The sequence below is a fragment of the Methanobrevibacter sp. genome (genome assembly GCF_045120835.1).
Classification (GTDB): Archaea; Methanobacteriota; Methanobacteria; order Methanobacteriales; family Methanobacteriaceae; genus Methanocatella.
Map to the genome: position 1 here is coordinate 68,266 of NZ_JBGVFE010000009.1, position 21,168 is coordinate 89,433.

At 36.1% G+C, this 21,168-nt stretch carries 20 protein-coding genes and 1 tRNA gene; 16 read left to right on the forward strand and 5 right to left on the reverse strand.

All coding sequences use genetic code 11. The features are described 5' to 3' along the window. Positions 1 to 73 precede the first annotated feature (73 nt). The 3 genes from ACJMLO_RS00805 to ACJMLO_RS00815 all read left to right on the forward strand — a co-directional run bounded on the left by ACJMLO_RS00805 (position 74) and on the right by ACJMLO_RS00815 (position 3,290). On the forward strand, positions 74 to 1,354 hold the full coding sequence (locus ACJMLO_RS00805; protein ID WP_405292971.1) for a Mur ligase family protein: 1,281 nt from the start codon (positions 74 to 76) through the stop codon (positions 1,352 to 1,354). Positions 1,355 to 1,421: 67 nt separating this feature from the next. Beyond that, complete coding sequence (locus ACJMLO_RS00810; RefSeq protein ID WP_405292973.1) at positions 1,422 to 2,609, forward strand: hypothetical protein; 1,188 nt, start codon at positions 1,422 to 1,424, stop codon at positions 2,607 to 2,609. 27 nt (positions 2,610 to 2,636) lie between these two features. Next, a complete protein-coding gene (locus tag ACJMLO_RS00815; RefSeq protein ID WP_405292975.1) occupies positions 2,637 to 3,290 on the forward strand; it encodes an NTP transferase domain-containing protein in 654 nt (217 codons plus the stop codon). On the opposite strand, the gene ACJMLO_RS00820 is transcribed toward ACJMLO_RS00815, so the two are convergent. Genes ACJMLO_RS00820 through ACJMLO_RS00830 form a run of 3 tightly spaced genes read right to left on the reverse strand, consistent with a single transcriptional unit; the run spans position 3,282 to position 7,665 of the window. Continuing rightward, positions 3,282 to 3,959 (reverse strand): DUF169 domain-containing protein, encoded by a 678-nt coding sequence (locus ACJMLO_RS00820; protein WP_405292977.1) that lies wholly within the window; start codon positions 3,957 to 3,959, stop codon positions 3,282 to 3,284. The genes ACJMLO_RS00815 and ACJMLO_RS00820 overlap by 9 nt on opposite strands. 27 nt (positions 3,960 to 3,986) lie before the next feature. Next, entirely contained in the window at positions 3,987 to 5,219 is a 1,233-nt protein-coding gene (locus ACJMLO_RS00825; RefSeq protein ID WP_405292979.1) for a hypothetical protein, read from the reverse strand. A gap of 10 nt (positions 5,220 to 5,229) precedes the next feature. Next, positions 5,230 to 7,665: a UvrD-helicase domain-containing protein gene (locus ACJMLO_RS00830; RefSeq protein WP_405292981.1), complete on the reverse strand. Its 2,436-nt coding sequence runs from the start codon at positions 7,663 to 7,665 to the stop codon at positions 5,230 to 5,232. A 286-nt stretch (positions 7,666 to 7,951) separates the two neighbouring features. Between ACJMLO_RS00830 and ACJMLO_RS00835 the strand changes: the two genes are divergently transcribed. Further along, a complete protein-coding gene (locus ACJMLO_RS00835; protein ID WP_405292983.1) occupies positions 7,952 to 10,801 on the forward strand; it encodes a DEAD/DEAH box helicase in 2,850 nt (949 codons plus the stop codon). Here ACJMLO_RS00835 and ACJMLO_RS00840 read toward each other — a convergent pair. Continuing rightward, the gene (locus ACJMLO_RS00840; protein ID WP_405292985.1) at positions 10,798 to 11,946 is read right to left on the reverse strand and encodes an aldo/keto reductase; all 1,149 of its coding nucleotides are present in this window, start codon (positions 11,944 to 11,946) and stop codon (positions 10,798 to 10,800) included. The genes ACJMLO_RS00835 and ACJMLO_RS00840 overlap by 4 nt on opposite strands. Positions 11,947 to 12,106: 160 nt before the next feature. On the opposite strand from ACJMLO_RS00840, the gene hypA reads away from it, so the two are divergent. From hypA to ACJMLO_RS00885, 9 genes are all read left to right on the forward strand, one after another. Next, positions 12,107 to 12,493, forward strand: coding sequence for a hydrogenase maturation nickel metallochaperone HypA (gene hypA, locus ACJMLO_RS00845; RefSeq protein ID WP_405292987.1), 387 nt, complete (start codon positions 12,107 to 12,109; stop codon positions 12,491 to 12,493). Positions 12,494 to 12,502: 9 nt separating this feature from the next. Continuing rightward, positions 12,503 to 13,153 carry a hydrogenase nickel incorporation protein HypB gene (gene hypB, locus ACJMLO_RS00850; protein WP_405292989.1) on the forward strand — a complete coding sequence of 217 codons (651 nt, stop codon included), beginning with the start codon at positions 12,503 to 12,505 and terminating at the stop codon, positions 13,151 to 13,153. 21 nt (positions 13,154 to 13,174) lie between these two features. Next, positions 13,175 to 14,206 carry a DUF354 domain-containing protein gene (locus tag ACJMLO_RS00855; protein WP_405292991.1) on the forward strand — a complete coding sequence of 344 codons (1,032 nt, stop codon included), beginning with the start codon at positions 13,175 to 13,177 and terminating at the stop codon, positions 14,204 to 14,206. Between the two features lie 53 nt (positions 14,207 to 14,259). Beyond that, positions 14,260 to 14,332: transfer RNA gene (locus tag ACJMLO_RS00860), tRNA-Ala, on the forward strand. Between the two features lie 37 nt (positions 14,333 to 14,369). Further along, positions 14,370 to 15,452: a hypothetical protein gene (locus ACJMLO_RS00865; protein ID WP_405292993.1), complete on the forward strand. Its 1,083-nt coding sequence runs from the start codon at positions 14,370 to 14,372 to the stop codon at positions 15,450 to 15,452. 12 nt (positions 15,453 to 15,464) lie between these two features. Next, positions 15,465 to 15,923 (forward strand): DUF1890 domain-containing protein, encoded by a 459-nt coding sequence (locus tag ACJMLO_RS00870; RefSeq protein ID WP_405292995.1) that lies wholly within the window; start codon positions 15,465 to 15,467, stop codon positions 15,921 to 15,923. Position 15,924: 1 nt separating this feature from the next. Next, positions 15,925 to 16,239 carry a DUF1894 domain-containing protein gene (locus ACJMLO_RS00875; protein ID WP_405292997.1) on the forward strand — a complete coding sequence of 105 codons (315 nt, stop codon included), beginning with the start codon at positions 15,925 to 15,927 and terminating at the stop codon, positions 16,237 to 16,239. After that, positions 16,236 to 17,180, forward strand: coding sequence for a methionine synthase (locus ACJMLO_RS00880; protein ID WP_405292999.1), 945 nt, complete (start codon positions 16,236 to 16,238; stop codon positions 17,178 to 17,180). The genes ACJMLO_RS00875 and ACJMLO_RS00880 overlap by 4 nt, the downstream gene beginning before the upstream one ends. A 15-nt stretch (positions 17,181 to 17,195) precedes the next feature. Further along, a complete protein-coding gene (locus tag ACJMLO_RS00885) occupies positions 17,196 to 17,735 on the forward strand; it encodes a zinc ribbon domain-containing protein (RefSeq protein ID WP_405293001.1) in 540 nt (179 codons plus the stop codon). 32 nt (positions 17,736 to 17,767) lie between these two features. On the opposite strand, the gene cobM is transcribed toward ACJMLO_RS00885, so the two are convergent. Further along, on the reverse strand, positions 17,768 to 18,520 hold the full coding sequence (gene cobM / locus ACJMLO_RS00890) for a precorrin-4 C(11)-methyltransferase (protein WP_405293003.1): 753 nt from the start codon (positions 18,518 to 18,520) through the stop codon (positions 17,768 to 17,770). A gap of 545 nt (positions 18,521 to 19,065) precedes the next feature. Here cobM and ACJMLO_RS00895 point away from each other — a divergent pair. The 3 genes from ACJMLO_RS00895 (at position 19,066) to ACJMLO_RS00905 (ending at position 21,155) form a co-directional block, all read left to right on the forward strand. Beyond that, the gene (locus tag ACJMLO_RS00895; RefSeq protein ID WP_405293005.1) at positions 19,066 to 20,367 is read left to right on the forward strand and encodes a hypothetical protein; all 1,302 of its coding nucleotides are present in this window, start codon (positions 19,066 to 19,068) and stop codon (positions 20,365 to 20,367) included. A gap of 57 nt (positions 20,368 to 20,424) precedes the next feature. After that, entirely contained in the window at positions 20,425 to 20,937 is a 513-nt protein-coding gene (locus ACJMLO_RS00900) for a GNAT family N-acetyltransferase (RefSeq protein ID WP_405293007.1), read from the forward strand. Between the two features lie 68 nt (positions 20,938 to 21,005). After that, positions 21,006 to 21,155: a hypothetical protein gene (locus tag ACJMLO_RS00905; RefSeq protein ID WP_165814015.1), complete on the forward strand. Its 150-nt coding sequence runs from the start codon at positions 21,006 to 21,008 to the stop codon at positions 21,153 to 21,155. Positions 21,156 to 21,168 lie beyond the last annotated feature (13 nt).

The following is a 21,168-nucleotide window of genomic DNA, read 5'->3' on the forward strand; positions in this document are numbered from 1 at the left end:
CTCCATTATATAAAAATATTTATTAATTCTAACATTAAAAATTATATTAGAATTATTTAAGGAATTATTTTTTATGAAAGCAGCGGTAATCGGATTAGGTGTAGAAGGAAAAAAAGCAGTAAATTCTCTTTTAAAACATGGTTGGGAAGTGTATGCTACAGACTTGAATATTAATGTTGATTTAGCGGGGTTGAATTTACCTGTTTTAGATATGAACATGATTGAAGACAAACAAACCGTTTCAATAGTTGGTGACAATATAACCGTTGATTTGGGCTTTACCAATTCCTATGCTATTGAAAGTTGTGATGCGATAGCATTCAGTCCCAGTATGTACGGAGGATCTTTTGCTGATAAACTTCTTGAAAATGGCCAATTGTTGAGTGATGTTTTAGACAGTCATAAGGACATTTTCACTATTGGAATTACCGGAACCAACGGAAAGACCACTACCGTGCATATGTTGAAAAGAATTTTGGAAGATGCAGGTAAAAATGTCATAGTAGGAGGAAATGGAGGGGGAGGCTTTTCAGGTTATTATGATTTAATCCTGGAGGCCCAAGATGGTGATTATGATATTCTGCTTGTTGAAGTCTGTGATATGACTTTAGATTTTGCCAATTATTGTTTTGACTTTGATATGGTAGGATTGACCAATATTGGCAATGATCATATGGATGTCCACAAAACTATTGCCAATTATAAAAACTCATTGGTTAGATTTTTCAAGGACAAAACAATATTCACTGCTTTTGATCAGGATTTTAATACGGATTTTAAAGAATCCTCAAGTAAAACAATTCCTTATTTCGCTTATCAGGATGAACTGCAGTTAATAGGTAACTTTAATCTCCTCAATGCTGGCCTTGCCACTGCTATTGCAAGGGAACTGAAGATACCCAAAGACATTATCAAATCAAGTTTGGGAGATTTCAAGGCTGTTGAGGGCAGGTTGGATGTTTATAAGATTAATGATGCGGATGTTTATGTTGGAAAGACAGACAATTCAGATGCTCTAGCTTCAGTTTTGGCTGAAAAGGACTTTTATGCACTGTTCATTGGTACTCCTAGGCATAATGAGGTACATAGGCTGGACATATTGGATGTTGCAGTTAAGTATAATCCTGAAGTGATTGTGCTTTTCCCAGGTCTTGATGATACTTTGGACATTGCAATATATAGGCTTAATTCCTTGGGTTATATGGGAAATATCATCACTGTAAATACATTGGACCAGATTATTGAATTGGTTGCGGAATATTCTCATGAGGAGGCTATTCTAATAGGTGGTAATGGACAGGATGTAATAATCGAAATTCAAGAAAGGATTAAACAGATTTCTGAAAAGCTTTAATTTTTTCAATAACCTTTTTATAATATGTGTTATATAGTATATATTGTATAATTTTTGGGTGTATGAAATGAGTAAAGGATGGAGAAAGATTTCTACGGCTATATTTATAGCATTACTTGCTTTATGTGTATTTCTTGCGGTTTTCAATTCTGCAAGTGGTAGTTATACTGCTGAATCCGTTGCAAAAGCATATAATCTTCCCATTGGCCAATCTATGTTTGAAAATCAATCTATTGTAGGTACAACAGAACCTGTTGAGGTTCCTTTGGTGACAAATTTCGCCTTTTTATCTCATGAACTCCAGGCATTTGATTTGCAGGGCATCTTAATGGCCCTATCAACAGGTGCAGTTCCATTTGATTTCACAACGGTTTCAGGGGAAGGTATTGACTCTTACGGTAATGTGGTGGATGTTGAAGGTCCGGGTTTTTTAACCTATGCAGGCGATAAGCTGGTTGTAAAAGAGCCGGACAATTATGTATGGGCATATAGTACACCATACAAATGGTTGAAAAAGACTGCGTCTGGTGTTGACGTTTATGAAAACGGTAAAAAGATTAAATCCGTTCCTGTTGATGAAATTAAAAATTTAGATTATCATAATGACTATTATAATGCTTCTACAATTGCCAGTTGGTATAATTATGATGCTCAGGAAGGTTCTACATTTACTTTAGAAAAAGGAATGGCAGGTCTTTCAGACGGAAGAAATAATATTAGTTCAACTGATGTTCCTAAGATATTCGGTCAGGAAACTGTAGATTACGCTTCAGAGTATCCAACAGGAGCTCCAATTTTATTATATGCTTCAAATTATACCGAACAAGCAGGTGAAGCTTATGGTACAGAATTAGGTTCCCACCCGGAATACGGTGATGGTACTCGGGAAATCAATGCACGTCAATTTGTTGACGCATGGAATGGAACAGTCATCCCTCCTGATTCAACTGCCAGCGGTAAGGATTATGTTTACTTCGAATCTGCAAGCGATGCCTCCGCACCTGGTGGAAGTGCTGCACATGGTGTATGTCCATCTGCAAGGGCATTGAGGGCAGCTGTTACAGCCGAAGGATTTGACCTTCCGGTTGGTATGTCATGGGATGAAGATGCAGTTCTATTCGGTTATAATCCTGCACAGGATATCACTGTATATAACAATCATGATTATCCGGTTAAAATCAACATGTGGACTGAAGGTGAAGGAACTGGAATGGGCATTTATGCCCAAATCGTAAGATATATTCCAAATGACTGAATATATCTTTTTAATTTTCTTTTTTTTATGTCAATTTCAACAGTCATTACTGCTGCCGGAAAGAATTCCAGAATGAGGAATGATCAAATTTCCCGAGGCATTGAATTAACAAATAAGCTAATTTTGCCATTCAACAATAAGACTGTTATAGAGACTACTATTGATAATGCATTATCCTTAAATATAGATGAATGTATTGTGGTGCTTGGGCATTATGCTAGTGAAATAAAGGAAGCTATCTTTGATAATTATAAAGATAAAGTAAAGTTTATAGAAAACAACCCTGTAGATGTAGGTTTGTCAACATCTTTATTCAATGGTTTGTCAAATACTGATTCGGATTTTGCATTGTGCATTACCGCAGACCAGCCAACAGTCAGCAGTCATACATTTGAAAATATGATTGATGTAATTCAAAATTGTGAAGATCCATATAGAACTATATCCATTTTGCGAAGAAGAAAAACAGGTTTGCTTGATACTGCTGAAGGATTGGGTATGCCTTTTGTGGCTCCTCGCGAAAACTTGATGGGATATCTTGAAAATGAGGATGACAATTTAAATCCTTTATTGCGTAAAATTTTTGATGATGGATATACCTTTTATGGGATAAAAGAAAAAAATGAAAAAGAGTTGTTAAATATTAATCACTATGATGACTATTTAAAACTCTTAGATTGAATCTAAACCTGAAATGACTTCATCAATTTTGGCTTTGCTGATACCTACAGTCATCTCATTGTCTTTAATGTCTGCAGCTTTTCTGGAACCATCGCAACCTAAGGTAAAGTTGATTCCATCGGCTAGGTAAGGGTTTGCAAAAGCATCACCGCACAATGACTGGATGCCTGCAAATGAAGGGGTGATTTTCTCACCGGTTTTGTAAACTATGCTTTGAGCAAGTTTCATTCCACCAACTGGTTCGGTAATAACTTGGATAACGTCTGCCTCAAAGTCAGCTTCATCCAATGGTGCATAGATTATTCCCCAACTTATGTCCTCAATGATTGAAAGTTTGCTGGTTAGGTTTTTAGCAGTTTCTAAATCCTGGAATCTGCCTAATGAGAAGTATTTTTCACCATTTGCCAGTTTTTCAGGCATATCTCTAAGTCCAATGGCCCCTGCTCCACCTAAGCATAACTGCTGGTCTATTGTTGAATAGAAAGTGTCTCCCAGAGATGCTTTTCTAACCATTTCGCAGTGTCTGATTTTTTCATCAATCAAATCAATTCCTTCAGGCAAGTCATCTTCGGTTTTAATCAGTTTCATTGCCACTGGCTTTGCATCGAGTTTAATTTTACTTTCGATTTTTTCACAGTACTCTTTATTTTTTGCTAAATTATCTGCCATTAAATCACCTTTAATAATATATTGTTATTATGGAATTTTAATATCTTTGCTTTTAACACTGTTATTTTTACAGAAAGTCTTGAAATCGCATGCATCGCAGGTTCTTTCATCTGAATCCGCTTTCCATGCATCTTGAATTTTACATCCTTTGATTTCATTGATTAATGAACTTTCAATATTGAAAACGACATTGTCAAATCTGTTAAGCGATTCATCAATTTCATCTTCATCAATATTTATTATTCTGATAGATCGGGCTATCCTAAATTCTTCTGAAAGTTCCGGCGCCTTGTCATCTTCCTGCCAGTTCATGATTAATTCGACATCGTCTGCAAATCTGCCATAGTCTATGGCATCATCAGTCAGGTCATGGGCAATTTCATCCTGAATCAAAAGCAAGTCCTCTTTTGAGGGAACCAATTCATTTAAATAAAATATGATTCCTGCAAATATTGGTTTTGCATCTTCCTGTTGGCCTCTAAGCCATGAGTATGTTAAAATTTGCTGTTTGTGATTGTCCCAGGGATTGTTGACTTTATTGATGCTCTGTTGAGGTGGCCTTTTCATGCCCTTATAGTCGATGATGATTTCATATTCATCCCCCTCGGAGTAATCGGCAATTTTTTTTCGAAATTCTTGGTCGTTTTTAAGGAATTCAATGATTTTATTATTGTAGTTGTCAAGATTGCTTTGATTTAAGTTTTTGTTAATCTTCATTGAGCTCAATACGTCAACAACACCATTAATTCCATAATAGTTTGACCTGCTGACATTTTTTTCATAATTAGGCATATGTCTTATGCCTTTTATTAGAAGTTCTGTCGAATCAATTAATGGAAAGAGATGTGGTCCCCATATGTTTATCGCCCGTTCAGCCCTAGCACTGGCCAGTTTCTTATGGTCATGCTCATTCAACTCTTCAAAAGTCAATTCACTATTCAGTAAACTGTAAAATAGATCCTCATCATAGGGATATAGGCCATCAACCTGCAACCTAATATCAATCATATCTTCAATAGGTCTGATATCACTTTTCCAGTTCCATGGAAATTCTTTTTTGTTTAAATTCCATTCCATGTATGCCTCTTCAAGAACACCATGAATAAATTCTCCAAACCATCTCTGAACAGGCTTAGAAGGAGGCAATGTACCTTTGTTTTGGTATCTGTACTGCAGATTGCAGGTTAGAAAGGATAATAAATCTCCAGTAAGACTGTATTCTGGAATCATATAAGCTTTTGATCGGGAAGGTAATTTCATATTATATCTCCTAAATTAAGTATATTTCATCAAATCCAACATACTTTTCGTCTCTGCTCCATCCGAGGGCAATATTTGGTATGTTAAAGTGGTCATTCTTGCGAGTATATCCTTCTATGGAGGAATTTAGACCGACCAATAACAATACGCTTTCGGCCCTTGAAAATGCAACAAAATAAAGACGGGTCAAATCATCAAATCTTCTGTCCGTTTCGCTTCTTTTTGTATCTCCAAGTTCACTGTATTGGCGTATGCTGTCTTCAATCGTGATGTTTTCCGGAGGTTTTTTTGGAAATCTCAATTTTTGAGTTTTGATGTTGTTGTCTTTAAATCTGGAACCCACATCAACGATAACAAGTGGAAACTCCAATCCCTTTGACTGATGGATGGACAATACGTTTACCCTGTCTTCGGGCAATGTTTCAAGAAGAGATTCATCAATCTGTATTCCTCCTGTTGAAAGGGGTATGAATATGTTCCAGATGGCTTCCAAAACAGATGCCTTTTCCTCCTGCTTGCTGACAAATGATATGCTTGAATAATATTTGCTGAAAAATCCGGTTTGTGTTATTGATTTGGTAATTGCTTCCAGATACACGATTCCTTCAACATCGTCCTGAAGCTCGTCAATCCATGTAATCAATTTATATGCAAGTTCCATTAAACTGGCTTTTTTGGGCCAATTTTCAGTTCCTCGAGGTATTCTGTTTTGCCAGTAAAGGACAAATTGGCTAAGGTTAATCGGTTCATGGGGTTCCGGATTTAATTTGATATATTCCCGTGCATTAACTCTCCATTTTGTCATTGTGACTTTGGCGAGATTAGGTATTGTCTTGTCGCTGTTTTGAATTTTGCTTTCAGGGTCAATGCACTCAAGTATCAGTCCGCAGAATATTGATACTACATCAACTTTCTGAAGTTCAATGCCTCGTGGATTGAAAACCTCAATTGGGGTTCTCTGCTTTTTGAGATTCTTTCTCAGATAATATAAAAATGAACGGGACCCAAACTGATTTTCCTTCGGGGAATAGGATAATATTGCAATGTCTGATGCAGAACCATGTTCGCTGTCTAATTTGAGAGTGATTCTTTCAATGCTTTTTCCTTCTTTTTCTTTTTGTGCATTGATCTGCTGTAATTTGGCAATGTCAATGTTGCCGTTGACCTGCCTGAAATACTCTTCATCAAGAACTTTCAGAACTTTTAAATTTACTTCCCCTTTATTGACAAGATTTGAAATTAGGCTTGCCAGTGATTTTGAAAGCATTTCAACATTGTTTCTAAACAGTCCAAGTATTGGCATTTTATCCTTATCAAAATCAGGAGCGATGATTTTTGGCTTATTTTTAACCCTTGCCAGTTGATATTCATTGTCTAGTTCTACAAATTGATTGCAATGGTTGATGATGTTTTCCGTTGAACGGTAATTGGTCTTCAGATTAATCTCTTCGACATCAATTCCCAATTTGTCATGAACCCTAGATTTGTAGTTTGTAAATAAATCCACAGTAGCTCCTCTAAATCGGTAGAGGGATTGGTCATCATCACCTACAACGGTAATGTTTCCATTGTTTTTCAGGGCGGATTTGGCGATAGTAAAGTAAATGTCTTCCTGAATTAGGTTTGTATCCTGATATTCATCAATCAAAACAATTTTTACATCATCTAAAAACAAATTCAGCTTGTTGTCTTTGAGAAAAGACAGAAATCTTTTTTCAAGCATTGCAAAGTCCATAGTATTTCTTTGCCTTAAAATATTTTCATAGTCCCTGATGCAGTCAAGCACCATTCTTTTTCCGTTGCTGTCTTTGACCTTATCATATAGCTTGTCAAGATTTACCTGATCATGATAGATTCTGTCTTTGATTTCAAGTATTGTTTCACTCATTTTTGAGGCTTCATCAAGTTTTTCCTTCCCGGTTATTGATTTTATGTATTCCTGCAGACTTTCAGACTTGTATCTTTCATTTTCGCTTAGAATTTTTATCATTGCAGAGTTGGAAACAAAATTTTCAATTATGACAGGATGGTTTTTTCCAGGTTCCTTATGCTCTTTCATTATCTCTTCAGCTAACTGGTCTATTGTTCCCACTTTGATTTGGTTTAAATCAATTCTTATGATTTTTTCAATCATCTCAAAGTCGCCGTTATCTTCAATATGTGTTTTAATTAAATCTCCCCAGCCTAAAATCCTTGAATATAATTCTTCAGCGGCTTTTCGTGTGAATGTTGTTGCAAATATTTCATTGGGATTGATGTCATCCACAAAAATAAATTTCAAAATCTTCAGCACCATTACGGTGGTTTTTCCGCTTCCTGGACCTGCAACTAGGAATAGTGATTGGTTGGGTGCAGATAAAATTGCCTTTTTTTGGTCTTCATTTGAAGAGATGTCCCTTTCCAATACATTGACTACAATTTCTTCAAATTTTTCTGGTGATATCATTTTTTTGCCTCTTAGTACTATAATTTATAATTATTTTTCTTTTAATTTATATATTCATTGAGAGAGCATTTGCAAAGTAATGTCAACTGAAGAATTTGACTTTGCCTAATTAATGAAAATTTTTTAAGGTTGAAAGTTCATTACTATAATGGGGGAATATTTTCTTCCATAATATGCATAAGTTAAAAGCAGTCTTGCTTTTAACTTTCTATTTTTAGAAAATACGAATATTTAAATATCATTTGTAATCAAGTTATTAATATTAATTTTAATTTTAGCTGGTATTATGTCTGATGTAAAGAATATTGATATGTTTAAGAATGATGTGAGATATAGGGAAAATATAGCTCATATTGAAACTATACCTGCTAAAAAGGCCAGTTATAAAAAAGTTGATAATCTGAATGAAAGGATAGTGGATTATCTCTCATCAAAAGATGTAAAGCTATACCTCCATCAGGCCGAAACATATGAGGCAATTAAGGATGGGGAACACGTAATCATCACGACTCCAACTGCTTCGGGAAAAACCCTTGCGTTCAATCTGCCGATTATGGAAACCATGATTGAGGACAGGGATGCTACGGCCCTGTATATTTATCCGGCAAAGGCGCTGTCAAATGATCAGCTGCATGTTTTGGAGAACCTTGAGAGGGAATTGAACATTAAAATCACTCCCCGAACCTATGATGGGGATACTCCCCGTGAAGACAAAAGGGGAATACGTGAAAAGTCAAGGATTGTATTGACCAACCCTTATCAGTTGCATCTGATATTGTCATGGCATCACCAATGGTCCAGATTCTACAAAAACCTAAGGTATATCGTCATTGACGAATCCCATTACTATAAGGGGGTTTTTGGCTCCAATGTTGCTTTTTTAATCAAAAGACTAAAGAGAATCGCCAATTTTTACGGATCATATCCCCAGTTTATCTTGTCCTCCGCAACCCTTGCAAATCCTTTGGAACTTGCAAATCGCTTGACCGGTGAGGAATTCGTTTTGGTTGACAGCGATACGTCTCCAAGCGGTGAAAAGGACTTCATTTTATATAATCCATTTAAGAATTATGTCAGAAATAGGGTCAATACGCAGAATGCTCCATCGGTTCATATGGAAACGGAAAACATTTTTATGTATATGATGCTTAAAAACATCCAGACATTATGCTTTACCATTTCAAGAAAGACCACTGAACTAATTGCAATGTGGGCCAAAAAGGACATGACTCAGGTTAAGGGACAATTGGCTCATAGGATTGCTGCATATAGGGCAGGATATCAGGCCCAGGAAAGACGTGAGATTGAAGAGGGTCTTAAAAGCGGCAAGTATCTCGGAGTTACCTGCACCAATGCTTTGGAGCTTGGTATAAATATAGGATCTCTTGACAGTGTTATAATTTCAGGTTATCCTGGCACCATGATTTCAACTTGGCAACAGGCGGGAAGGGCAGGCAGAAGCAATCAGAAATCCCTTGCAATACTGATTGCATTTGAAAATCAGCTTGACCAGTATTTCATGAACAATCCGAAATTCTTCTTTGACAAGCCTCATGAAAACGCAATCATTGATTTGACAAATCCTATACTGCAGGAGGCCCATCTGCTTTGTGCAGCTAAGGAACTGCCTCTGCAGAGGGGAGAATCTGAAAAATACTTTGGAATTTCACAAAATGTGATTGATGAGCTGGTCGATAAGAAGGACTTGCATGAAAACCATAGGGGAGATTTCATATATCCTTATGACGACAATCCTGCAATGGACCATTCCCTGGATCAGATATCCTCTGAAGAGTTTAAGGTAATGAATAACGGAAGACTCCTTGAGACCATGGAACGTTCTCAGGTATATCGTGAGGCCCATGAGGGAGCTATTCTAATCAACAAGGGAGACACTTATGTTGTAAATAGTGTCAATTTAAAAAATGGATTTGTAAATGTATCAAGGCAGGAAGTTGACTATCATACGATGGTTTTGAATCAGACAGACATCAGCATCAAAAAGAAATTGTCAAAAACAAAATATGGCAAGCTGACAATACACTTCGGTGAGCTTACAGTAAGTGAAGATTACTTCAAATACAAGAAAATGCAGTTCTCAAAAGCAATCGGAACATATCCTCTTGATTTGCCTCCCTTGAAATTCGCTACCAAGGGACTGTGGTTTACAATACCGAAACGTGTAAAGGATACACTGGAAGATATGTTTTCCAATGAAGAGGAAGTGTTTGCCGGAGGTTTGCACGGTGCTGAACATGCTTTGATAGGCCTATTTCCACTTCATACTATGTGTGATAGATTTGATATTGGGGGACTGTCCACCAATTATCATGAAGATACGCAAGAGGCAACCATTTTCATCTATGACGGTTATGAAGGGGGAATTGGAATTTGCGAAAAGGCTGTTGATGTTTTTGTGGACCTGCTGAATTCCACAATTGATCTTTTGAACAATTGTCAATGCCAAAGCGGCTGTCCCGCATGCATATACTCCCCGAAATGCGGAAACGATAACAAGCCTTTGCACAAGAATGCCACCAAGTATATTTTGGAGTACATGTCCAAATTAATTTCAGGTGACGCTGCCGGTGAAAAAGAGGAAATCGTTATTGAAGAGGTAGATGAATTTATCGATGCATATGACTTGTATAAAAAGGGAGATTATTCCGCATCTAAAGATATTCTGAATAATGTTCTGGCCCATGATAACAGACATGCAAAAGCGCTGGCCCTGATGGGTCAGATATTGTATGAGCAGGACCAGAAAGATGTGGCATTGGTGTTTACTAAAAAGGCTCTGTCAGCCGACAGGTCAAATGAGATGGCAAATGAACTGGATGCATTGCTTACAAATAAGCCCAAAAAGGAACATGTTGAGCTGAAATCCCTTGATGATATTGATACATTATATGAAGAGGCTTATGACCTGTTCAATCAGGGGGACCTTGCGACATCATCGGAAATTTTAGAGGAACTTCTTGATTTTGATGACAGAAATTCAGAAGCGCTGGCTTTGATGGGATTGATATATTATCACTCAGGAATCTTTCCGAAGGCAGTCGAATATTATAAAAAAGCTTCAAAAATAAATAAGAATGGTGAAATGGTCAGGGAGCTGAAGATGAGAGTTTCCTAGGGTGTTCCTGCATATGGTGAAAATCCACTTTGGAAATGTTCGCACACTTTTTCCAATTCTTCGGGAATGTCAATTTTTTGTGTGCAGTAGTCAATGCAGGTTCCGCAATATGTGCATTCGTCAGCGGGTACCTTTTCATCACCTAATTTGTCGAAATATAGTCTGTAGATATTTGATTGAGGCTGATTTTTGCTAATGTTGTATAATGTGAAGTATTCAGGTATCGGAATCATTTCAGGACAGGCATCAACACAGTATCCGCATTCACTGCATGCTACGGCAACACTTTCCTTAAGCTTTAATGCCATGTTTTCTAAAAATTCTCTTTCTTCATCATTTAAAACCTCGAAATTCTCAAAAGTATCGCAATTGTCAAGCAGATCTTCCATCTTATTCATTCCGCTTAGAACTATTTTCACGTTCTCAAGTGATGCGCAGAATCTCAATGCAAAACTGGCTATTGACTTGTCGGGATTGAAACCGTTAAACTCTTCCTTAATCTCGTCATTTGGATTTACAATGACTCCTCCTTTCAGAGGTTCCATGACGTAAACGTCCAGTCCATGTTTCACGCATAATTCATAGCATCTGTGGGATTCAATGGCAGGATCTTCCCAGTCCAGGTAATTCAATTCCAGCTGTACAATATCGAGGATGTCGCCATATTTGCCAAGCACCTTTTCAAGCAAATCTGCATTTTCATGGAAACTTAAACCAATTTTTTTAGCGGTTCCGTTTTCCTTCATTTTTTTAATGTATTCAAATGTGTTATGTGTTTCTGCCAGCTTAAACCATGGAGTGTTGATATTGTGAATGAAAAATACATCAAAATAATCAATTCCAAGTCGATCTAACATCTCATTGACAAATTTCTCATTGTCTTCTTCACTTGTCAATGCCCATGTCGGCATTTTATCGCAGATTTGGAAGGATTCACGAGGGTATCTTTCGACTACTGCTTTTCTGATGGCCCTTTCGCTATTCCCATTGTGATATGCGTAGGAAGTATCGAAGTAGTTGAAGCCTTTTTCCATGTATATGTCTACCATTTCGTTGAAAAGCTCCTGGTCTATGCTGGTGGGGTCCTTTGCATCTGTTAGTGGAAGCCTCATGCATCCAAAACCGAATTTTGATTTATATGTCATAATACTATCTCCTTGGATATTATTTTTAAATGGATGAATATATAAATGTTGCTTAATACAACATTTAAAGTATTACTCACAAAATTGTTGAATAGTAAATAGTTTTATAAATTAATAAAACAATATTTAAAGTATTAAGTTTTAATTGGGAGTAAAAATAATGCACGAATTATCTATGGCTCAGGGAATCATTAATGCAGTGCTTGAAACTGCTGAGGCAAATAATGCAACTGAAGTTAATGAAGTAACAATTGAAGTGGGTAGGCTCGCTATGATTAATCCAGAACAATTGGAATTCATATTGGGGGTTTTAATTGATAATACTATTATGCAAGATGCAGAAATTAATTTTGAAGACATTCCTGCTGAAATTGATTGTAATGATTGTAAATTCCACGGTCATGCAATACTCGATGACAGTGACCATTATGCTCCACTTGTAAAATGTCCTGAGTGTGACAGTTTAAGTGTAGAAGTATTAAACGGTAAGGATATTGTTGTTAAAAATATCGTTATTGAAAAACCTGATAATGTTGAATTGAATTGAGGTGAAAAGATGCACCAAGTAGCTGATGTTGAAGTAGCAAAAAATATTATGGATGCTAATAAGAAGTTAGCAGACAGAAACTTGAAGAATTTGGAAGAAAAAGATATTTTCTGTGTTGATTTTGTAGGGGCAATCGGTTCCGGTAAAACAACACTCATTGAAGAGATAATTGATAATACTGATTATAAAATTGGTGTTTTGGCCGGAGATGTGATTTCAAAATTTGATGCAGGACGTATTGAAGAGCACAATGTACCTGTTGTCGGTTTAAACACAGGTAAGGAATGTCACTTAGATGCTCACTTGGTAGGTCATGGATTAGAAGATTTACCATTGGATGAATTGGATATGGTAATCATTGAAAATGTGGGAAATCTAATCTGTCCTGTTGATTTTGAATTGGGTTCACATTTGAGAATTGTGGTTGTAAGCGTTACCGAAGGTGATGATACTGTAGAAAAACACCCAATTATTTTCCAAACATCTGATGTTGTTGTTATCAACAAGGTTGACCTGGCTGATGCGGTTGGAGCGGATGCCGACAAGATGGTGAGTGACGCTCAAAAATTAAACCCTAATGTTCATGTCATTAAATCCAGTTTAAAAGAAGGCAAAGGACTGGATGAAATTATTAAAGTTATTGAAGATGCAATGAATTAGATTTAAAGTTCAGGTGGTAACATGAAGATATGGATAGATATTTCAAATGCTCCTCATGTAAGGTTTTTTAAAGATGTCATCAAATATTTGGAAGCCGAAGGTGAGGATGTAATCGTTACAGCAAGACAATTTGGAGATATCCATAAATTACTCAATATGTATGATATTGACTTCATATCTGTTGGGAAACATGGTGTAAGTCTTTATGATAAATTGAGGGAGAGCACACAAAGAGTTTTTAATTTAGTAGATATTATACATGGTGAAAGGGTTGATGTCGCCCTTAGCAAGCATTCCATTGAGCTTCCAAGAATCACATTTGGCCTTGGAATTCCAAGTCTCTATGTGCTTGACAATGAACATGCATTGGCGGCCAACAAGTTGACACTTCCGCTTTGTGATAGGATTATCACTCCGGATATCATAGATTTTTGGAAATTGATGAAATACGGTGCTGACCCAAATACGATTATTCCATATAATGGTACCTCTGAATTAATGCATTTTAAAAGCTTCAAGTATAATGATAATGTTTTTGATGATTTGAATTTGGAATTGAATCATTCCAAAACTATTCTGATGAGACCTGAACCTTCACTTGCATCATATCTTGATGCAGACTGTAGAAAATCAGTTTTATCTCCTATAGTTGATGAGCTTAAGAATGTGGCAAACATTCTGATTTTGCCAAGATTTAAAGAGCAAGCCGAAATTTTTGAAGGAATTGAAAACGTTTCAATATTAAAACCGCCAGTGGACACTTCAAGCATTATTAAAAAATCTGATCTGGTGATAGGTGCGGGAGGAACAATGAACAGGGAAGCTGCAATTCTACAGACTCCAGTCATATCATGTTATCCTGGCGAAACATTGTCTGTTGATCAGTATTATATCAACAAGGGTTTGATGTACAGGTCCAATGATACTGATGATGTCATAAACAAGGCACTTGATTTCATTGTAAATCCTCATGAAAAAATCGATGTTGAAACTGATGATTTGTTCCAGGTGATTATTGATAATTTGTATGATTTGGCTCACAACAGTAAATAGTTTTTTATAGTAATAATTTCAAATATATAATTTACTTAATTAATTTTATTTTTGGGCTGGTAGCTCAGATGGTAGATCGTCGCCTTGGCATGGCGGAGGCCCCGGGTTCAAATCCCGGTCAGTCCACTTTAATTTTAAAATAAAGAAGAATTGTGATTAGAAAATGTTGTTAATTGCTCAAAACCACTTACAATTAATTGTTGAAGTAGGATTAATGCTATTTGTAACAATGGTGTTTGCATTAAACCTAATTCCATTATCCTTAAGTGTTGTAACCTTTTTGTCATTGTTTATTATGGGAGGTTTTACACTTATTTTTGGAGCGGATATTGCACTTTTAATAATATCTTCGAGTCAGGCTGAATTTACTCATCCATTCGGTCCGATTGCTTTGTTAGGTACTGTTGCCGCATTGGCATCGCTGAAAGTAATGAAGGAATCGGGAGTGGATATACGGCCACTTAGAAGATTTGTAATTATATTCCTTGTAGGCATTACAATATTCGGAGGGTTAATGCACAGGTCATTTTTAATATTATGGCTTATTGGTTTGTTCTTCGGTTATTTAATCATATCCAAATCCTTCAGGGAAAAATCTGCAATTACTCTCAAAAGGGTAGGGTTGCTATTGGGTGCAGCAGGTGTAGGTTTTGTTCTTCTGGAAGCTGCTTCAAGAATTACTGGAATGACAATCTTTTCACCGATGTTGAGGTTAAGCAGGATTGAACAGTACTCTCTGTCAAGTATTAAGACAGTATTGCATAATATACAATTAATCGGTCACAATGCAAATGCTTCATATTGGGGAGCAGAAGGTACGGCATTCGCTGAAGGATATATTACGTTGCCGATGCAATTGGTATTATTCTTTGGTCTCCCTTTCCCAATGTTTTTCGGTATACTCGTAAACCAAAAGGATACAATTGATTATATGCTTCCGGGTATCTTCGGATATGGATTTGACTTTGGTATATTGGGCCTTGTTGGTCTGGTTGCCTTTGTACTTGGAACCATCGTCATCGGTTTTAAAGTGTTGAAAATGTATAGGGAGAAAAGGGAGAAAAATAATAAGAAATACTTGGGAAGAGAAGTATTATTGACTGGAGCATTAGCATCATTCTGTGCACAAGGTTTAATCGGATTATTTGTGTTCAACAGAACTATAAACGGTATGGCTTTGTTAACATTCATATTTGTAGGCGTATTAATCTTGGCTAATGTGGTAACTCTCAAATCAAGATCATAGTGAGGTATTTTTATGAAAGCTTTGGTATTACTTGGATGTCCTGAAACTCCATCCCAAACTCCAATGGCGGTTTATGTTTTTAATAAATTAACAAAAATGGGTTATGATGTAACAATTGCTGCAAACCCTGCGGCATCAAAACTGGTAAGAATCTCTGACCCTGAAGAATTATACAAACTTAAAATAGTTGATTTGGAAAGATTGCTGGGCGATGTAGGTCCGGGTGATTTTGATTTGCTTGTCGGTTTCGTTCACAAGGATGCAGCCGCATCATTTTTCGTTACATTTGAACAGATTATTCAATGCAAATCCTTGGCACTCGTATTTTCAAGGGATGCAGATGAAGTGGAAGAGTTTGTCAACATGATTAAAGAAAGTGAAAGCGAAGCGACAATTGCCGCAGTTAGGGCTTTCCATAATCCTTCTCCGATTAAGGTTAAATTTGACAGAGCAATTAAGGAGTTTGAATAACATGTCTTTTTGTTTAGATACTTACCTTCAGCAATCTGATAATTATGAAATTCATGCTTCAAAAGCAGGATTTAAAGATTGTGCAATGATTATAAGATTCAAAGCAGATGATTTGGTATACATTAAACCCGGTGATGAGGTATTGGGCGTTAGAGTAATTGGCATACCGCCAATTCCAATCGGTTTTGATAATGAAAAGGGAACAGTATTCCTGCCTTATACAAAACCTTGTCATGGAACTTCCGTAGTTGAATTGCCGATTGATGAAGCGGAAGTTGAAAAAATCAGAAAACTGGACACCGGGAATAAAAAATGAAATCAACTGTTGTCGGAAGCTTTCCTGTTAGTGAAAACTCTCCATCTAATTTTAAAGATAAGCTAATGAAATCCTTTGGCGCTTATGATCCATTTAAAGATTCAATTAAAGATAGTGTCATTGCTCAGCTTGATGCAGGAGTCGATATAATATCAGATGGTCAGGTCAGAGGAGATATGGTTTCTATTTTCACTGAATATATTCCTGGAATGAAAATTGAAGACGGAAATACCGTTATCGTATCAAAAATTAGAAATCCTATTCAGGAGATATCAGTTAAGGACTTGCAATATGCCAAAAAGGTAATGAAGGATTATTATAAAGGCAATATTCCTGAAGGCAAGGGAGTTAAGGGAATCATTACCGGCCCGAATACGATTGTCCATTCTTCCAGAATTGCTGGTTTTTATAAGAATAAGGAAGATGCCATAATCGATTTGGCGCACTCCTTAAAATTTGAAGTGGATGCAATTGCCCGTAAGGTAAAGCCTGTTTATATTCAAATAGACGAGCCATTCCTATCTACAGGTATGGTTGATATGAAAACCGCTCGCCAAGCAATAGACATTCTTCATGATGGTTTGGAGATACCTTTGGCAATGCATGTATGCGGTATTTTATCTGATGCATTCAGTGACATTGCAAGATTTAATGTTGACATTCTGGATTTTGAATTTGCAGGAAACAACGTTAATTTGGGAGTTTTAGAGAAAAATGTCCAAAAGATTGGCAATAAAAAGATAGGTTTTGGATGTGTTGACTCATCAGTTAATACGGTAGATAAAACTGAAGATGTTGAGGAATTGGTCCGTAAGGCTATTGAAATTGTTGGAAAAGATAATCTGCTACTGGATCCTGATTGTGGACTTAGAAGGGCTCCAAAAGAAGTTGCATTTTCAAAATTGAAATTGATGAATGAAATAAAGGATAAATATAGCTAGTTTTCAAGTGTTAATATGACTGACCATTGCCCGAAGTGCGGTGAAAGATTAAAGGAAAATGCGGTATTCTGCGGCAATTGTGGCGAAAGAGTTTCAAAAGATTACAAAAAGTTTTTTAACAAGTTTACTATTATTGTAATTATCGTCTTGGTCATACTTGCCATTTTTGTTTCTTTTTCATATATTTCTAGTCAAACGCAGATTGTTAAGGTCGATAATGTTCAATTTGAATTGCCTTCAGATTATGTCAATGAACCTTCAAGAACTGACATTAATTACGACCAGGGTGTCAAATCCAGTTCTATGGGCTGGAGCAATGACAAGTATTATATAGAAATCGGAGTTACCCGAACTCCCGGCGAAGGGGTTAACAGTGAGAAGGTTGCCGCAGATTTGGGCGGAACTCCTACTAAAATGTTCGGTTATACAGGATATTATTTGGAATATGAAAATGAAGGTTATGCATTCATATTTGGATTAAGGGATGAAGTATGCATGGTCTATGTATCGGATTATGAAGCATTTGATGATGTTGGGGTCATTGGTGCTGTTTAAAAAAAGTTGTGGGATTGATATTAATCCCAAATCTAACGATATTCATGTTTAAAGTTTTTGTCATATAGCTTGGATGCATTAAAGTCGCCAGGGTCTAGGACATCTCCCACCACAATCATTGCAGTCTTTGTAATATTGGCATCTTTAACTTTTTGTGCAATATCTGCGAGGGTTCCTCTAATTATTTGCTGGTCTGGCCATGTTGCCTTTTTGACAACTGCAATCGGAGTGGTCTCTTCGTAACCTTCAAGCAACTCATCAACTACCTTGTCAATCATACCAATTCCCAAAAAGATGCACATGGTTGCATGATGCTTTGAAAAGCTTGCAATGCTTTCTCCGGCAGGTTTTGGAGTTCTGCCTTCCGGACGGGTAATTATTACACTTTGTGAAATTTCAGGTAAAGTTAATTCTGCTTCAAGGACACTGGCAGTACCGAATAGGGAACTTACGCCGGGAATAATTTCATATTCTATGTCATGCTTTTTCAGCTCACGGATTTGCTCGGCAATAGCTCCGTATATTGAAGGGTCTCCTGTGTGAACACGGGCTACCAGTTTGCCTTCATTTACCGCTTCGGTTATGATTCCGTCAGTTTCATCCAAATTCAGATAAGCACTATTGTGAATTTCACATCCGTCTTTTGCAGGGCATAGAACATCTTTATTTACAAGTGAGCCTGCATAAATTATCACATCAGCATTTTCAATAACTTTTCTTCCTTTAACGGTGATTAAATCAGGATCTCCAGGTCCTGCACCAACGAAAATTACTTTGCCTTTCATGATATACTTTTTAAATCATTTATTATTTAATAATTTTGCATCAAAAGACACAAAAATATTTATTACTTTTCTCTCTACACTATGATATTATATAATAGGACATATAAAATTATTTCGCCTCGAGAGATTAAATAACGTTCAAAATGACGAAATTAATTAATGATTTAACTTTTTCTAAAAAATACTGACCAAAATAATAAAAATTAGATATTAATATTAAACAGGCACAAAAAGGTTTAATGCAAATAAAATAAAAATTCAAAAAATCATGAAAACAGTAACGACCACCGTAAAATAATCATGAATATGTGGAGGGGATAAGGCCTCCACACATTGAACCTTTTTTCCTTTTTGTACCAATTAATGATATTTAATTTAATATTATATATAGTTGAAATTAAGAACTGAATTACATAAATCAGCAGATTTTAAGAATTAATTTTTTCCCGCTAACATCACCTTCAAGTTTATATAAAAAATATAATAAAAAATATAATAGATAATATAATAAACATATATTGAAAATTAAATGATGGGAAGATAATATGGGCATCACTGATTATATTAAAACCAGATTATTAAACAACCGTGTAGAACAGTACAACACCAAGCGCAGCTATTGGGGCGAAAATGAAAGGCAACCCAGAACTGACGGAATCAATACTGGCCTTGACCTACCTGATGCACTTCCGCCGGTAATCAACAAGACAATAGCCAATGCAAGATATGCTGTTAAACTTGACGGTTATACTTCAGGAATTTTGAAAAACAGAATTGATAAGGCTAACGTTAATGTGGTATTGGTTGACAAGGAAAACAGGCTCTCCAAGGAGCAGAAACTCACTTTAATCCTTTGGGCCAGAAAAATCGACATCCGCCAGGTTGCTAAAGAGATATTGCAGGGAGGAATGGTTGACGGTGAAGGACTAATCAAGCCTGTCGAGAGATGGGATAAAAGCATAGGCAAATACATCAAGCCTATATTTCTTGAAATAGGTGCCCATGGCTACGGATTGAAAAAGGAATTCAATGACGACAATGAGGTGCAGCTGTACCTTCATGAAATGCCGAAGGATGTTGTAAACGGAAATCCTGAGGACTTCAACAACTTCATCAGCGTTGAAGAGGGGACACTGACTGTCAAATACGAACCGGAACAGGTAATCAACTTCATGTACAATGAAATATACTCGGAAGCCCAAAGCATTATTTTGAATTGCCTTGATGACATCTATCATAAATGTAACTTGGAGAGAAATCAGGTCGAGAGAATCAACAAGGACAATATCATTGAAGTCAAGCCTTCACTTGATGCAAACGGCCGGCCGTACATTATGGAGCTCTCTTCAACTGCAAAGGAAAACCTGTATGCAGATTATGGAACTACGGCTGACAGCAATGTGGCTATTGTGCCTCCGGGAATTGAATCAAAAATCTTGGGCGGTAACAACTACCAGTCAGACTATACAAGGCAGACTGAGATTTTTAGAAACAATATCCTGAGGACATTTGTAACTCCTCAGTCTCAGGCGGGTAATGAAAGATCCAATCAGAACGTTGCCGAATACATCAACGATTCGGCCATTACCGGGTTTATCGTTAATGTGGCCAATGACCAGAAATGGGTCTTGAAATACTGCAATCAGCTGTTGAATATGCAATTGGAGCTGATGGGAATTGATGAAAGCCTAAACATTTATTTCAGCTATTCAAGAGATGATGTATTAAGATACATTATGGAATTGTCTTCTGAAGGTGATGAAATCTATAAAAATTATCTCAGTAACTTTGAAGAGGAACAGCCGGTAGGTGAGAGGATCTTAACGGATAGTGGTGTGGAAATATAATGTGAAATATTACTTTCATAAGTATCTTTAAATATTATTTCATCTAACATATTATACATGAAAATTTCCAATATAGATAACTTAAAAATTGTTAAAACTGATTTAGAACAGTTGAAAACAATTAATTTTGATTGTGGTGACGAAGATTTAAACGAATTCCTATTAAAAGATTCTGTTGAAAATATTAAGAATAATCTTTGCACAATATTTTTATGTATATATGAAGAGGATGTTATTGGATTTTTTTCACTATCTGCAGACTCAATTAAAATCAATGAAAAACTTAAAATCCAATATCCTCAATACCCTGCAATTAAAATTGGTAGATTGGCAGTGTCTAAGGAATTTCAAAACCAGCATATTGGAAGTTTAATGATAGATTGGGTTGTTGGGTTTTGCAGAAATTTAAGAAATGAAATAGGTATTAGATTCGTTTCAGTTGATGCATATAATAACACCAAAACTATAAACTTTTATAATCACAATCAATTTGTAGAATTAGATTCTGTAAATAAGAAAAATAGAAGGAATATTCCTATGTATAGGGATATCTGTGAAAAATTAAACTAGCACAATATATTTAAATAAAGTGCAATATACTATTTAATATAATAGTTAAAATATGGAGGATGTAAATCATGGCAAGTAAAGTTAATGCTACACCAACATTAGATGGTATCGATGCAAAAAGATTCATTGAAAAATTAAATTCTCCGTCAACACCAAAAGAGGTAGAATCATTAAAAAGAGCTGATGAAGTATTTAAAAAGATTAAATATATTCATTAACTTCTTTTTTTTA

Coding starts and splice junctions, on each gene's coding strand:
- ACJMLO_RS00805 (WP_405292971.1), top strand. CDS start 74: ATGAAAGCAGCGGTAATCGGATTAGGTGTAGAAGGAAAAAAAGCAGTA.
- ACJMLO_RS00810 (WP_405292973.1), top strand. CDS start 1,422: ATGAGTAAAGGATGGAGAAAGATTTCTACGGCTATATTTATAGCATTA.
- ACJMLO_RS00815 (WP_405292975.1), top strand. CDS start 2,637: ATGTCAATTTCAACAGTCATTACTGCTGCCGGAAAGAATTCCAGAATG.
- ACJMLO_RS00820 (WP_405292977.1), bottom strand. CDS start 3,959: ATGGCAGATAATTTAGCAAAAAATAAAGAGTACTGTGAAAAAATCGAA.
- ACJMLO_RS00825 (WP_405292979.1), bottom strand. CDS start 5,219: ATGAAATTACCTTCCCGATCAAAAGCTTATATGATTCCAGAATACAGT.
- ACJMLO_RS00830 (WP_405292981.1), bottom strand. CDS start 7,665: ATGATATCACCAGAAAAATTTGAAGAAATTGTAGTCAATGTATTGGAA.
- ACJMLO_RS00835 (WP_405292983.1), top strand. CDS start 7,952: ATGTCTGATGTAAAGAATATTGATATGTTTAAGAATGATGTGAGATAT.
- ACJMLO_RS00840 (WP_405292985.1), bottom strand. CDS start 11,946: ATGACATATAAATCAAAATTCGGTTTTGGATGCATGAGGCTTCCACTA.
- hypA (WP_405292987.1), top strand. CDS start 12,107: ATGCACGAATTATCTATGGCTCAGGGAATCATTAATGCAGTGCTTGAA.
- hypB (WP_405292989.1), top strand. CDS start 12,503: ATGCACCAAGTAGCTGATGTTGAAGTAGCAAAAAATATTATGGATGCT.
- ACJMLO_RS00855 (WP_405292991.1), top strand. CDS start 13,175: ATGAAGATATGGATAGATATTTCAAATGCTCCTCATGTAAGGTTTTTT.
- ACJMLO_RS00865 (WP_405292993.1), top strand. CDS start 14,370: ATGTTGTTAATTGCTCAAAACCACTTACAATTAATTGTTGAAGTAGGA.
- ACJMLO_RS00870 (WP_405292995.1), top strand. CDS start 15,465: ATGAAAGCTTTGGTATTACTTGGATGTCCTGAAACTCCATCCCAAACT.
- ACJMLO_RS00875 (WP_405292997.1), top strand. CDS start 15,925: ATGTCTTTTTGTTTAGATACTTACCTTCAGCAATCTGATAATTATGAA.
- ACJMLO_RS00880 (WP_405292999.1), top strand. CDS start 16,236: ATGAAATCAACTGTTGTCGGAAGCTTTCCTGTTAGTGAAAACTCTCCA.
- ACJMLO_RS00885 (WP_405293001.1), top strand. CDS start 17,196: ATGACTGACCATTGCCCGAAGTGCGGTGAAAGATTAAAGGAAAATGCG.
- cobM (WP_405293003.1), bottom strand. CDS start 18,520: ATGAAAGGCAAAGTAATTTTCGTTGGTGCAGGACCTGGAGATCCTGAT.
- ACJMLO_RS00895 (WP_405293005.1), top strand. CDS start 19,066: ATGGGCATCACTGATTATATTAAAACCAGATTATTAAACAACCGTGTA.
- ACJMLO_RS00900 (WP_405293007.1), top strand. CDS start 20,425: ATGAAAATTTCCAATATAGATAACTTAAAAATTGTTAAAACTGATTTA.
- ACJMLO_RS00905 (WP_165814015.1), top strand. CDS start 21,006: ATGGCAAGTAAAGTTAATGCTACACCAACATTAGATGGTATCGATGCA.